We start from the raw sequence: 12,866 nt of genomic DNA on the forward strand, positions 1-12,866 counted from the left end.
ATGCGTGAGCGGGATATAAGCCGGACGCTCCTCTGCAGGGCAAACCCTCAGGAGGAACGACCGTGGGCGTCAAACGTGAAGCGAGAACGTGGCAAGGGCGGCTTGCGTCGTGGCGCCGGCTGCTCACGCTCGGGGCGATCGGCGGGCTGCTCGTCGCCCTGATTCCGGTATTAGCCACACCGGCCGCAGCGGCGGCCCCCACCCTGTCGCTGACCTTTTCCATCGACTATCTCCTGCAGGTCGAGGACCCGGACAGCGGGGGCCTGGGAGATGGAGACTACTTCCCGAGAGTCAAGATCGCCGACGGGCCCCTCGAGGTGGGCCCGCGGATCGAGGACGACGAATTCGAGCCTTTTGGCCTGCCCGAGGCGCCCAACGGCTGGCGCTTCACCAAGACGGACCTGCCCGGTGACAAGCCGACCGTGGACATCACCGTCACCCTGTGGGACTGGGACGACGGCCTCAACACCAACGACGACAGGATGGACATCAGTCCCAAAGGCGACGACGTCGAACTGAACCTCGTCTACGACCTCCGCTCCGGCTCCCTGTCGGGTGACGGCATCGTCTTCGGCACGCCCTGCGTCAGTTCCAGCGGCCAGCCGAAGGGCCAGAGCTGCGTCGAGGGCGACGGCGACCACGGCTTCCCCAAGGATAACGACGGCAGGAAGACCAGGATCGGCATCACCGTCTCCACCGTGCTGCCCGACACCGACCACGACGGCATCCCGGACATCATTGAGCTTTCCGGGGTACACGATCGCAGCGGCGCGGTCATCGCCGACCTCCCAGCGCGCGGCGCCGACCCCTGCCGTAAGACGATCATCCTGCAGACCGACTTCATGGCCGACGCCAGGCACTCCCACCGGCCCAAGGACGGCGCGATCACCCTGGTCAGGAACGCCTTCGACGCGGCGCCGGTCAAGGCGGAGAATCCGTGCCCCTACCCGGGGACACACCGGGACGGCGTCGACTTCATCCACATTCTGGGAAGGCAGCTTCCCGAACAAGCGACCATGGGCCTGAACAACAACGAGGACTTCCGTAATGCGCGCACCGCCAACTTCCCCGCGGAGCTGGCCCCGTACGCACATTATGCGATCTTCGCGCATGACATCATGCAAGGCAGCGGAACCTCAAGCACGCCCGACCCGGGGACGTCGGGGCAATGCTGCGAACCCACCAGAGACAACAACAAGGACTTCATCGTCACCCTCGGCTCATGGCGAACCATGTGCGTGGCGGACTTCGGCCGCGACTACGCCGGCGACGACAGGCTGCAGACGACACGGGCCGGCGACGACACGGTGATCGGAACCCAGATCCACGTGGGCCCCGACCGGACCTGCAACACGACCAGCGCGCACCCGACCGACCGGCAGGTGCTCGCCCCCAATACGGGCGCCGACGACGCCTGGGTCGGCACCGAACAGGACCAGGCCGGCACCATCATGCACGAACTCGGGCACGCGCTGAGCCTGCAGCACGGCGGCGACACTGGCGAGAACTGGAAGCCCAACTACATCAGCGTCATGAACTACTTCTTCCAGACGGGGATTCCCAACAGCCCGCCGCCGCTGCTGGTCGATGAGCTGCGGGACTGGAGGAAGGGGGCGGTCCGCCTCGGCTACTCGAGCGGAAAACTTCCCGAGCTGAGGGAGCCCCAGCTGAACGAGGCGGACGGGATCAAGGACGGCACCGACTACACCTTCTGGTGGCATGACAACCTCACCGCGGGCGGGCCCAGACTGTTGCGGTCGGACATCGGCAACGGGCCGCTCAACTGGAACGACAACCGCGACGCCGCCGGCAGGCCGATCATCGACGCGGGCACGGTGGACGTGGACATCAACGACAACAAGGGCAGCCCGCCCCTCAAGGATCACGACGACTGGTCGGCCGTCGAGTTCCGGGCGGCACAGTCCCCCGACGCCGACGGGCTCGCCTGCAGCGGCTACACCACGGGCACTAGTGGCTCGCTCTGCGCCGGCGCGGGCGGCGGGCCGGAAAAGGAGCTCGACTTCGACACGGCGGTACGGCAGGAGCTGTCCTTCTTCAACCAGTACGACCCCGACATCGCCACGACGAAGACCGTCGACCGATCCGACGCCGAGCCTGGCGACACCCTGAACTACCAGGTGAAGCTGGACAATGTCGGCACCGGCGCCGCGACGCCGATCGACCTGACCGACACCCCGCCCGGCGGCGGCACCCAGTCGCGCCAGGTGCCCTACCTGGGCGCGGGACTGTCCAGGACCGAGACGTTCAGCTATGCGATCCCCTGCGACACCACCAACGGGACCGTCCTGCGCAACACGGCCACGGCGACCGCGCGTGACACCAAGGGCGGAGCCGAGGCGAACACGGCCAACAACACCGCGACGGCCACGACCACTGTGCATGCCCCGAAGCTCACCCTGGACAAGAGCGCGCCGCCGACCGTCAACGCCGGCGAGGCGATGACGATCGATCTGAAGGTCACCAACGTGGGCAGCGGCACGGCCACCAACGTGACCCTCACCGACACGCTCCCGTCCGAGGTCCACTACAGTCAGGCCCTCGACCAGGGCACGGGGCTCAAGCCCTCGTCCGTGACCGCCAACCCGGACGGCACGACCACGCTCACCTGGTCGCTCGGATCGCTCGCCGGCGGCGCGAGCTCCGGGATCCAGTTCACCGCCCGGCCCAGCCTGCTGTTCGTCGCCGGCAACGAGATCCCCGACTCCGCCACGACCTCGTACGGGAACGGGAACGGCTGCGTCTACGAGCCGGTGACCGCGACGGCCTCCACCGGCATCACCGAGGTCGCACCCACCCGTAACCCATGGCCACAGCTGTCCTGGCAGCTGCACGCCGACCGGCAGACCACCGAGCTGCTGGCCCGTATCCAGGCGACCGACTCCCGCTTCGACGGAGCCGACGGCTCGGCCCCGGACGGCGTCCTCACCAGGGCCGAGGTGAAGGCGGTCTTCGCCCTGTCCATCAGCCAGTCCGACCTCCTGCGAGCCCAGCTGCTGACCACCTACCTCAACCTGGCCGATCGGCGGATCAATGCCGCGACGAAGATCGTCTCGCTGGTGGCCGCCGCGCTGGAACTGCGGTCCGTGGGTCAGGCCGCCCGCCACGCACAGGCCACCCTGCGGCTGCCGGACAACCTCGCGAACCTGCTCCGGTACGGCAAGGCGACGACCGTACTGACCGAGATCAACCTCAACCTCAGCGAACGCTACTGAGCCCAGGACAGGCCCGCCGCGACCGTCCGCGGCGGGCCACCCTCATGTGACCTAGTGGGAGAAGGATCTGCGGGGCTCTTGGCCGTTCATTCAGGCTGGCGATGCAGCCGTAGTAGCCCAGCGCACCCCATCCTCGTACTGGGCCTGGGACGGTGGCATGACGTCGGCCGTCCACCTGGCCGCCGCGATGGTCCTGGCGGTGCCGACCCTGCCGGCCATCAGGACGATACGGCTGGAGACACGCGTGACCGTCGGATGCTTGGCGAGGTCCTGCTGTACGTAGGTGTCGGCGTCCTTCCGGATGGGGCCACCGCGAACGTCTCCCACGAGTGCGTTTCCTCGCACCCGAACCGCCTGGCCTTCGTATCACCGGAGATGATCATCAGGCCGCCCCAACACTCCGACTCCCGCACGCAGGCCGCTCCGGCGCCGCTCACCTTGGCGGCCGCGCAGTTCTCCGTGTACGTGTCCAGGCCAGTGAGCACCTTGGCCGCCTCTTGCGTGGGCTTTTTCGCGGTGGCCGTGCTGTCGGGCTCGGCCTGCTGCTGGGTTTCGGGCTGCTGGATGATCTGGGTGTAGACGATCGCTCCCGCACCCACGACGATCACCAGGGACAGGGCGGCGGTGATCGAGACCAGGGCCTTGTTGACGCCGCCTGGAAGCACGGTGGTCTGGTGTCCGGCCGGCTGCCCGGCGGCGGGTTGGTGGGGTACCGCCGAAGGACTTGACGTTCTCGGCGCGGGCGCGGCCGGTCATCGGACTCGGCCATCGCAAGATCGGCCCGCCGGAACCGGCGGGTCAGCTGGCCCGCCTGCGGGATGGGTGGAAGCCCCAGCGTTGCGGCCTCTGTCGGCCACACCGTTGCGCGCTCGTTGTCGGTGACGGTGAGTAAGGAACGTGCGAAGAGCCGCCAAACCGCATCTGGGCTGCGAGCTTCGTCCGCTGTGCCACGCCGAGCAGGCCTGGTTCGCCCGGATCGCGGCGTGTCCCGGGTGCCATAAGGGCTGCCGATGGTGTCGCCGGGTGAGTATCGATCAAACGGACGGCTCCTGCCCGTTGCGGGGCGGGAGCCTCCGGCATTGTGTCGGTGATCACGATAAGTCCTTCTTATGGGCGCCTGGGGGCTTCCGGCCTATCATGGATGGCGAGGTGGAAGCGCTCGCTGAGGCTGGTGAGGCGTTCGACGGGCTCGTTGGCAAAGACGATCCGCACGTAATGCCTGCCGCTGGGGCCCCAGCCGTCCATGGGGGTGGCTGCGATCTTCGCCCGGTCGAACAGGCGCTGGGATAGTTCGAGGGCGGTCAGCTCCAGGGGTCTGGTGTCCATGAGGAGCGACCAGCCGCCGTGCGGTCGGATGACCGGGTAGGCGGCGAGCTGGTGCAGGACCATCTCGCAGCGCCGTTGCCATTCGGCGGTGGCGGCGGCGACGTCGGCGTCGGCGTCGGGCGCGTCTAGTGCGGCGGCCACGGCGTCTTGGGCCAGGCCGACCTGGCAGACGACGTTGGTCAAGCCGACGAGGCGGACGTCGGCGATGATGGGGGCAGGGCCGATGACCCAGCCGACGCGCCAGCCGATGAGCCGCAGTTCCTTGGAAGCGGAACCGACGGTGATAGTGCGCCGGGCCAGGCCCTCGTGGGCTGCCGGGTGGCTGGGAGGGCGGCCGTCGAAGCGGATGCGTTCCATGGCCGCGTCGTAGATCAGCCAAGCGTTGTGGCGTTCGCAGGCGTCAGCAAGGGCGGACCAGTGACGATCGTCCAGGACGAGGCCGGTCGGCATCGCCGGTCCCATCATCAGGACTGCCGCCGTGTTGGGTCCGACGGCGTCGGCGAGTCGTTCGGCGTCGATGGTCCAGCCGTCGGCGGTGGGCTGTGCGGGGACGAAGCGGGGGATGCCGCCGGCGAGCCGTACCCGTTTGACCAGGCCGGCGTAGACGGGGTCGCACAGCACAACCTCCTGCCCGGGCTCCACGGTTGCGAGCAGCGTGTTGAGGATGCCGTTGAGCCCGCCGGCCACGCTGACGCATTCGGTGTCGGCGTCATAGCGGCGCCCTGAGATGCGCCCGACGTGCGCCGCGGCGGCCGCGCGTAGGGAGCGATGCCCTTGGAACGGCAGATAGCTGTTGGCCGCGTCATCGTCGATGGCGGCATGCGTGGCGGCGATGGCAACGGCGGGCGGCCGCAGGTCGGTGTCGAGATTCTCCAGTCGCAAGAACTCTGGGTTCCCCACGGCGTCGGCCGCGTCGCCAACGGTGTCCACGCCGATGCCCGGGATGTCACGCAGCCGCGTCACCGTCATGTCGCCTCCAAGCTCGAAACCATTTTGCTGGTACAGACATACCACTATGCTGGTACGCATGGATCTTGCACAAGTAGTAGGGCAGAACGTGCACCGACTGCGCACGGCGGCCGGCATATCGCTGGCCGACCTGGCAGCCGCCAGCGCCATCAGCAAGACCACGCTGCACGGCATCGAACAGGGCCAGGGCAACCCGACCCTGAGCACTCTGTGGGCCTTGGCCACCGCACTGGAGGCATCCCTCGGTGAACTGCTGGAAACGCCAGCCTCGACGGTCGAGGTGGTACGCGTCAGCGATAGGCGACCGCAGGTCGAGGGCGACGCGGTCAGCGCGCGTCTTCTCCACCGCATCAGGCTGCGCGGCACCGTGGAGGTCTACGACATCGCCATCGCCCAGAGCACCCAGCACTCCGACTCCCACCTGCGCGGCGTCGAGGAATGTCTCATTCTCACCCAAGGACACATCACCACCGGCCCCGCCGATTCCCCCACCGACCTGGCCGAAGGCGATTCGATCCGGTTCGATGCCGCTCTCCCGCACCTGTACCGAGGTCACGCCGCGCACAATCGCGCCATCCTTCTCATGGTGCACCCGGAGAGCTGACCAGAGCATCGGCAGGACAAAAGACACAAGAAGAGCCATTTCCGCCGACCCGCCGGCGCACGATGAGGGGTACCGACATGTCTGAACCGACGCTCGCCAGGACCTTTCCCAGCGTCGATCTCACCGACCAGGTGGCTCTGATCACCGGCGGCTCGGCCGGCCTGGGCAAGGCCATCGCGGTCGCCCTGGCCCACGCGGGCTGCACAGTCGTGGTCTGTGGCCGACGCCAGCAGGCCTGCGAGCGGACCGCGGCGGACATCACAGCCACCACCGGCCAACGCGCCCTCGGCATGGCCTGCGACGTCACCGACGAAGATGGCGTTCGCCACTTCTTCGACGCTGTCGTCACCCGCCATGGCCGCCTTGACATTCTGGTCACCAGTGCCGGCATCCAGGCACGCGGCGAAATCGAGGAACTCGACGTGACCACCCTGCGGCGCTGTCTGGAGGTCAACGTCGTCGGCATGTTCCTGACCTGCCAAGCAGCCGTACCAGTGATGCGCGCCGCCGGATACGGTCGCATCGTCACCCTTGCCAGTGCCCTCGGTCTCGTCGGCGCCGCCGGCCGCACCGGCTACGCTGCGAGCAAAGGAGCCGTCGTCCAGTTCACCCGGAGCCTCGCGGTCGAGCTCGCAGGCACCGGCATCTGCGTCAACGCCCTGGCTCCCGGCCCATTCCGCACCCCGCTCAACGACGGGGCCGACGACGATCCGCACGTGCGCGAATTCCTCGAGCACCAAGTGCCCATCCGCCGCTGGGCCGACCCGGCCGAACTCACCGCAGCGGCCCTCCTGCTGGCCAGCCCCGCCGCCTCCTACATCACCGGCGCCATCATGCCGGTCGACGGCGGCTGGACCGCTCACTGAGCGTGGAGCTCTATTCGGGCGATGCCAGTGACTAGATGTCTCGGCTATCTTGTCCAGGCGGTAGGAGGTCGGGCGGGCTCGGGCGTTCGGCCTGCTCGGCGACAAAGCCCAGTTGTCCGGCGCCGGCGCCGACTGGCCCGGCTACCACGCACTGCTCGCCCAGGCCGTCGCCGTCGGCAGCGCCCCCGCCGATCGCCGCGTACCACTTCACCGTATGAGCCTCCTACGCCGGGCCGGCGATGGACTACGACAACGGCACGGTCATCGTCCACGGCTATATAAAGAAATACGGCATCATGTACACCGCGCGGTGGGTTGGCGAGGGCGCACGCCGCGCGGAGGTATGTCGGGGGTATATCCGCACGCTGTTTTCCTGCCGTTTCCTTGTGCTGAGGCGGACGTCACTGCGACTCTTTCCCCGGTCTCGGACAAGAGGCCGTCATTCCCTCACAGGAAAGAGCCTCCATGAAAAGCATGCGGGCGGTCGCAGTGCTCGCCGTCGCCGCCACAGCACTGTTCACCCATTCGGTGGCAGCCGGCGCCGCGTCCCTGGACCTTTCGAAGGCGACCATAACCGCCAAGGCCAAGGCGATCACCAAGAACACGATGGCCAGCTTCGACGAGTGGGCCCTCATGCGGAAGAACAAGAGCCAGACCTGGGTCGTCCAGTACAAGTTCAGCTGGACTACCGACGGTTGTGACTACAGCCCGGACAAGCCAGGGGGTTTCGATTTCAGAACCCCCTGCGCGCGTCACGACTTCGGTTATGCCAACACCAAGCACCTCGTCGGCTCCACCCAGTGGAAGAACACCTACAAGTTGCAGGTGGACAAGGCATTTCTTTTCGACATGAACAACGTGTGCTACAAGGCCTCATCATCCGCGAAGAGGAAGACCTGCCTGACCCTCGCGGGAACATACTACAAAGCCGTCAGAGCGACCAATGCGTAATATCAGCCCCGCCTGTGCCGCCAACGGTCCTTCACCAAAAGCGAACGACAGTAGTACGTAAGCGCGGCGGATGCTGAACGGGACAGCCGGGTCAGCTCGTCAGGGCCGGTTGTTCTTGCCGTCCAACCACAGCGTGTCGGACTCGTCGCGATGGGAGCCCGAGCTGCCGACGTGCTTGGCGTCGATCTTCGGCCCCTTTTTGATCACATGCACCAACGCCATCGCGTGCCCACGCCCAAGGTCGTAGTCCTGCTTCAGCCAGTCGATGATCACTCCCGCTTTCACGGACGGGTCGTCAAAGCCGCGCTCCTTCGCCAGAGCGATGAACTCGCGTGGTGTCAGTCCGGTCTTGTCCTCGATGTTGTCGAGGTATGCCTGGAAGGACATGGCTGCCTCCATTCTGCGGGGGATCCCGCCCCAGTAGCGTCCGATTCCGACGTCACCCGCCCCAGCAGCAAGGTTGTCCGCCACAGGGCCGACCGACGCCGCGGCCCTGTGCGCAGTAAGATTGTCTTTTGCAAGCGAACTTTGTCAACTGAAGCATGAGATAAGTTTTGCACCATGGCGTCCCGGGAGTACGGACAATTCTGCGGCCTGGCCCGCGCGATGGAGATGGTCGGCGAACGGTGGACCATGCTGATCATCCGCAACCTGCTCACCGGGGCCCAGCGCTTCACGGACCTGCGCAAGGGCTTGCCGGCCATCCCGACCAACATCCTGTCGGCCCGCCTCAAACAGCTCGAAGAGGCAGGACTGGCCACCCGTCGCGCGCTGTCGCATCCCGAGCGCGCAGTCGTCTACGAGCTCACCGACTACGGGCGTGATCTCGAACCAGCGTTGATCGCGCTGGGCCGCTGGGGCGCGCGGACGCTGACCGAGCCTCGCCCCGGCGAGGTCGTCACCGCCGAGTCGATCGCCATGTCCTTCCGCACCACGTACCGGCCGGAAGCAGCCCTGGGAGTCACCGTCGGTTACGAGGTCCGCATGGGCGACTTCACGCTCCGCCTGCAGATCACCGATGGGACACTCACGGTCGGCATCGGCCCGCACCCCGCACCCGACCTCATCATCGAACGGCTGACCGGCCATCCGATCCGCGAACTGATGAGTGGCAGCAAGACCCCGAACGACGTACTCCACGATGGCAGCGTGCGCGTGAAAGGCGATCCCGCGCTGCTCAGCAGGTTCGCCGGGATGTTCCGCTTCTGATCAGCAGAGAGGCCATGCCTTTGTCGCGCTTACTGCGATGCATAGACTTGACGCAAGATCGCGGTAGGGGCCGTATGCCTGCGCAACCCGTGACGGGTGGGCCAAAATGGCCCGCATGACGACTATGCCCGAGAACCATGTCAAGACCGCACATTCGTCCGAATGCAACGCCTACGACATGATCGCCGAGGGGTACACGGCTGAGAACGAGACCAGCCTCCTGAACGCGTACTACGAGCGTCCCGCGATGTTGGAGCTCGCCGGGAACGTGACCGGCCGGCGCATCCTCGACGCCGGCTGCGGCTCAGGCCCCCTGTTCGCCGAGCTGCGCGATCGAGGCGCCATCGTCACCGGCATCGACGCGAGCGCCGGGATGCTGGAGATGGCCCGACAGCGGCTGGGCACCGACGCAGACCTGCGGGTCGCCGACCTGGCCGACCCGCTGCCCTTCCCCGACGACACCTTCGACGACGTCATCGCGTCGCTGGTGCTGCACTACCTGGAAGACTGGGGACCGACACTGGCCGAGCTTCGACGCGTGCTGAGGCCTGGCGGCCGACTCCTCGTCTCGGTCGAGCATCCTTTCTCCATCACCCTCTGGCAGCACATGGCCGGGAAAAAGCCCAAGTACTTCGAGACCCGTATCCGGATCGATGAATGGACCATGGGTGGGCAGACCGCCCAGATGAGCTTCTGGGACCGGCCGCTGCACGCGATGACCGAGGCCTTCACCGCGGCTGGCTTTCGCATCAGCGTCATCAGCGAACCGCCGTTTGTGCCGGAAGCCCGCGAACTGTTCCCCGAGGAGTTCCGCGAGATCACCGGCACGAGGTTCCTCAGCTTCCTGTTCTTCGTTCTAGAAGCCGGCTAACGGCGCCTCGCCACGATCGGCTGTGGTGACTCAGCGTTTCAGCGGGGGATCCCGCCAGCTTCAATCTCCCGGCAGGGTGGCTCGCAGATCGGTGAGCGAGATGAAGGCACTATCGGCGCCGAGTTGGTTGTGACCGCCAACCCGGACGGCACGACCACGCTCACCTGGTCGCTTGGATCGGTCGCCGGTGGCGCGAGCTCCGGTGTCCAGTTCACCGCCCGGCCCAGCCTGCTGTTCGTCGCCGGGAACGAGATCCCCGACTCCGCCACGGCCTCGTACGGGAACGGGAACGGCTGCGTCTACGAGCCGGTGACCGCGACGGCCTCCACCGGCATCACCGAGGTCGCCCCCACCCGTAACCCATGGCCACAGCTGTCCTGGCAGCTGCACGCCGACCGGCAGACCACCGCAAGGTTGCCTGTGTGGCCTTCTTGAATGGGCACCGTCGTTAGCATCATCGTCGTTATCGCGGGGATCATCGGCTCGCCTTCACCGTGAGCCGACACCCTCTCGAACATGGGCGGGCCGGCCCGGCGCCGCCGGACCGGCCCGGTTTCCGACCTCAGTACTGGTCGTAGTCGCTGTGACGGTCGTGACCGTACCGGTCTCTGTCTTCGTGCCTCTTGTGGTCACGGGAGAAGTGGCCCCGGTCGTGGTCACGGTCGAAGAGGTGGTGCCGGGCGAAGGCGCGCGACACCAGCTTCCACTTGCCGTCGACCCACACGAAGAAGTGGTGGCCGTCGAACCGGAAGCGCTCGCCGTTGACGAAGAAGACCCGGTCGTGGTGCCGCTCGCCGTAGCTGATGGCGACGGAGTGGCTGTGGCCCCGGTGCTCGTACGTGGCCGCTGAGGCGGCTCCGCTCGCGCCGAGGGTGACGCCGCCCGTTACTGCCACAGTGGCGGTCACAGTCGCCACACGCCTAGTGATCTTGGACATCGTGGTGTGCCTCCTTAGATCCGCACGCCGCGCCGGCGGCTCCAGACGATCAGCGTGCTTCGTTGCGTGTATTGCGCCCGGTATTACGCGCCAGATGTCCCGTATAGCTTCAAATATCGGGCTATGTGACTTTTGTCATGAATATCAGAATTGTGAATCCTTTTTGGGGGTCTCGTTCGTAGCACCGCCGATCGAGAGGTCCCCGCGTCTGTCCCCGCCGTCGCGCTCAACCTGATCCGGCTGGACGCCTGATGGAACGGGCACCTCCTAGACCGGACCCGCACAAGTCACCTCGCCCGGCGGCTCAAGCCTGATGTCTGGCCAAAGCTGCGGCCGAGCCGTCGATCAGCACTCCAACGCCATGCTCGAAGGCTTGTTCGCCGAGTGGACTTCCGCCCTCGCGGATCGCCGCGATCAAGGTGGCCGAGGTGCCGCCGTCAAGCAGCTCGGCCAGCGCCAGGAACTGGTCCGCCGGGGTCCGGGTGTCCTCCTGACGCTCAGCCTGCTCTTGGAGGACGAACCCGGTGACATAGCGGGAGATCGCCGCGATCGTGCGGAGCGCCAGCACCGGGGTGAACCCGCAGCCGACCATGGCGGTCAGCTCCTGATCGAACAGCCTGATCGCAGCGGGCCCCAACCGGGCGTTGGCGACCACGCGGGCCCCGTCGCGGTAGGCCAGCAGCACCCTGCGGTAGTTGCGGGCCCGGCGGGTGAGCCAGTCCTGCCAGGATTCGCCGGCGCGGGGTGGCCCCATCCCGCCGGCCAGCAGGATCGCGTCGGCCATCTGGTCGAGCAGCTCCTGCTTGTTGCGGAAGTGCCAGTAAAGGGCGGGTGACTTCACGCCCAGCTCCGCGGCGAGGCGTCGGGTGGTCAACCCGTCCAGGCCGACCTCGTCGAGCAGCTTCAGCGCGGCGCTGACCACCGTGTGCCGCGTCAGCCCTTGGCGCGGTGCCGGCGTCGTTTCGTCCATTGGTTGACATTTTAGCGCCGCTGGGGCACCTTATCAGCGATAAGGCATTAGCAGTGATAAGGAAATGGTGCGGGCAGCCGGCGCGACACTGCGGACGACAGCGCGAGCGCGCCCGAACACCACCGCGTGCCATACGGCGCCAATGATCGTTGGACCAACAGGCTCGGTTATAGACGGGAGAGAAATGTCCAACCTGCCACAGCAGCAACTGACCAGGGCTCTGCTGGCGTGCGGCATGTTAGCCGGGCCGCTGTTCCTCCTCGCGGTCATCGTTCAGGACTACACCCGCCCTGGCTTCGATCCCCGCGTGCACCCGCTCAGCATGCTGAGCCTGGGCGAGCTGGGGTGGATCCAAATCACCAACTTCGTGGCCACCGGACTGCTGAACGTCGCGTTCGCGGTCGGGCTACGACGGGCTTTGCACCCTGGCCCGGGCGGGACCTGGGGGCCGTTGCTGATCGGCACCTACGGGATCGGCCTGGTCGGCGCCGGAGTCTTCGTCTCCGACCCGGCGTGGGGCTACCCGCCCGGGGCGCCGCAGGGCCTCCCTGAGGATCCAAGTTGGCACTACGTCCTGCACGGCACCGCCTTCATCGTGGTGATGGGCGGGCTGATCGCGGCGTGCTTCGTGTTCGCCCGCCGGTTCGCCGCACAGGGAGCGCGTGGGTGGGCTGCCTACTGCGCCGCCACGGGCGCGGCGCTCCCCATGCTCTACGCACTGGCGGCGGCACTGTCGGACCGCGGCGAGGATCCGCAACCCTTGAGCCTGCTACTGCGCGCCATGGCTTTCCTGGGCTGGGGATGGGCCTCGGTGCTCGCGGTGCGACTGCGCAGCACGCATGGCTCAGCTCGAAAGGACGCACACGCAGGCGCGAGCGCGTGAACTAGAACGACAGAACGAGATTTGGCCGGTAGGAGAAACCCCGGGCT

Annotated in this window: 13 protein-coding genes; 8 read left to right on the forward strand and 5 right to left on the reverse strand. The window is 67.0% G+C overall.

Annotated features, from left to right (window positions below):
* The first annotated feature begins 62 nt into the window (after positions 1-62).
* Positions 63-3,233 (forward strand): hypothetical protein, encoded by a 3,171-nt coding sequence (locus OHA25_RS13035; protein ID WP_327587808.1) that lies wholly within the window; start codon positions 63-65, stop codon positions 3,231-3,233.
* A 218-nt stretch (positions 3,234-3,451) separates the two neighbouring features.
* Here OHA25_RS13035 and OHA25_RS13040 read toward each other — a convergent pair whose 3' ends face one another.
* Both OHA25_RS13040 and OHA25_RS13045 read right to left on the reverse strand, forming a co-directional pair.
* A complete protein-coding gene (locus OHA25_RS13040; RefSeq protein ID WP_327587809.1) occupies positions 3,452-3,898 on the reverse strand; it encodes a hypothetical protein in 447 nt (148 codons plus the stop codon).
* 442 nt (positions 3,899-4,340) lie between these two features.
* Positions 4,341-5,528: a pyridoxal phosphate-dependent aminotransferase gene (locus tag OHA25_RS13045; RefSeq protein WP_327587810.1), complete on the reverse strand. Its 1,188-nt coding sequence runs from the start codon at positions 5,526-5,528 to the stop codon at positions 4,341-4,343.
* Positions 5,529-5,586: 58 nt separating this feature from the next.
* On the opposite strand from OHA25_RS13045, the gene OHA25_RS13050 reads away from it, so the two are divergent.
* From OHA25_RS13050 to OHA25_RS13060, 3 genes are all read left to right on the forward strand, one after another.
* Positions 5,587-6,132, forward strand: a complete 546-nt coding sequence (locus tag OHA25_RS13050) for a helix-turn-helix domain-containing protein (protein ID WP_327587811.1) — start codon at positions 5,587-5,589, stop codon at positions 6,130-6,132.
* A gap of 77 nt (positions 6,133-6,209) precedes the next feature.
* Positions 6,210-6,998 carry an SDR family NAD(P)-dependent oxidoreductase gene (locus OHA25_RS13055; RefSeq protein ID WP_327587812.1) on the forward strand — a complete coding sequence of 263 codons (789 nt, stop codon included), beginning with the start codon at positions 6,210-6,212 and terminating at the stop codon, positions 6,996-6,998.
* Positions 6,999-7,463: 465 nt separating this feature from the next.
* Positions 7,464-7,949 carry a phospholipase A2 gene (locus OHA25_RS13060; protein WP_327587813.1) on the forward strand — a complete coding sequence of 162 codons (486 nt, stop codon included), beginning with the start codon at positions 7,464-7,466 and terminating at the stop codon, positions 7,947-7,949.
* Between the two features lie 99 nt (positions 7,950-8,048).
* Here OHA25_RS13060 and OHA25_RS13065 read toward each other — a convergent pair whose 3' ends face one another.
* Positions 8,049-8,336, reverse strand: a complete 288-nt coding sequence (locus tag OHA25_RS13065; protein ID WP_327587814.1) for a DUF4287 domain-containing protein — start codon at positions 8,334-8,336, stop codon at positions 8,049-8,051.
* A gap of 174 nt (positions 8,337-8,510) precedes the next feature.
* Here OHA25_RS13065 and OHA25_RS13070 point away from each other — a divergent pair, with 174 nt between their 5' ends.
* The 3 genes from OHA25_RS13070 (at position 8,511) to OHA25_RS13080 (ending at position 10,464) form a co-directional block, all read left to right on the forward strand.
* Positions 8,511-9,158, forward strand: coding sequence for a winged helix-turn-helix transcriptional regulator (locus OHA25_RS13070; RefSeq protein WP_327587815.1), 648 nt, complete (start codon positions 8,511-8,513; stop codon positions 9,156-9,158).
* 106 nt (positions 9,159-9,264) lie between these two features.
* On the forward strand, positions 9,265-10,029 hold the full coding sequence (locus OHA25_RS13075) for a class I SAM-dependent methyltransferase (protein WP_327587816.1): 765 nt from the start codon (positions 9,265-9,267) through the stop codon (positions 10,027-10,029).
* 129 nt (positions 10,030-10,158) lie between these two features.
* Positions 10,159-10,464, forward strand: coding sequence for a hypothetical protein (locus OHA25_RS13080; RefSeq protein WP_327587817.1), 306 nt, complete (start codon positions 10,159-10,161; stop codon positions 10,462-10,464).
* Positions 10,465-10,591: 127 nt separating this feature from the next.
* Here the strand turns inward: OHA25_RS13080 and OHA25_RS13085 are convergent, their stop codons facing one another.
* Together OHA25_RS13085 and OHA25_RS13090 are read right to left on the reverse strand one after the other, a co-directional pair.
* Entirely contained in the window at positions 10,592-10,966 is a 375-nt protein-coding gene (locus tag OHA25_RS13085) for a hypothetical protein (RefSeq protein ID WP_327587818.1), read from the reverse strand.
* Between the two features lie 304 nt (positions 10,967-11,270).
* Entirely contained in the window at positions 11,271-11,936 is a 666-nt protein-coding gene (locus OHA25_RS13090) for a TetR/AcrR family transcriptional regulator C-terminal domain-containing protein (RefSeq protein ID WP_327587819.1), read from the reverse strand.
* Positions 11,937-12,120: 184 nt separating this feature from the next.
* Here OHA25_RS13090 and OHA25_RS13095 point away from each other — a divergent pair, with 184 nt between their 5' ends.
* Positions 12,121-12,819 (forward strand): DUF998 domain-containing protein, encoded by a 699-nt coding sequence (locus OHA25_RS13095; RefSeq protein ID WP_327587820.1) that lies wholly within the window; start codon positions 12,121-12,123, stop codon positions 12,817-12,819.
* Positions 12,820-12,866 lie beyond the last annotated feature (47 nt).

The sequence above is a fragment of the Nonomuraea sp. NBC_00507 genome (assembly GCF_036013525.1).
In the GTDB taxonomy this organism is placed as follows: domain Bacteria; phylum Actinomycetota; class Actinomycetes; order Streptosporangiales; family Streptosporangiaceae; genus Nonomuraea.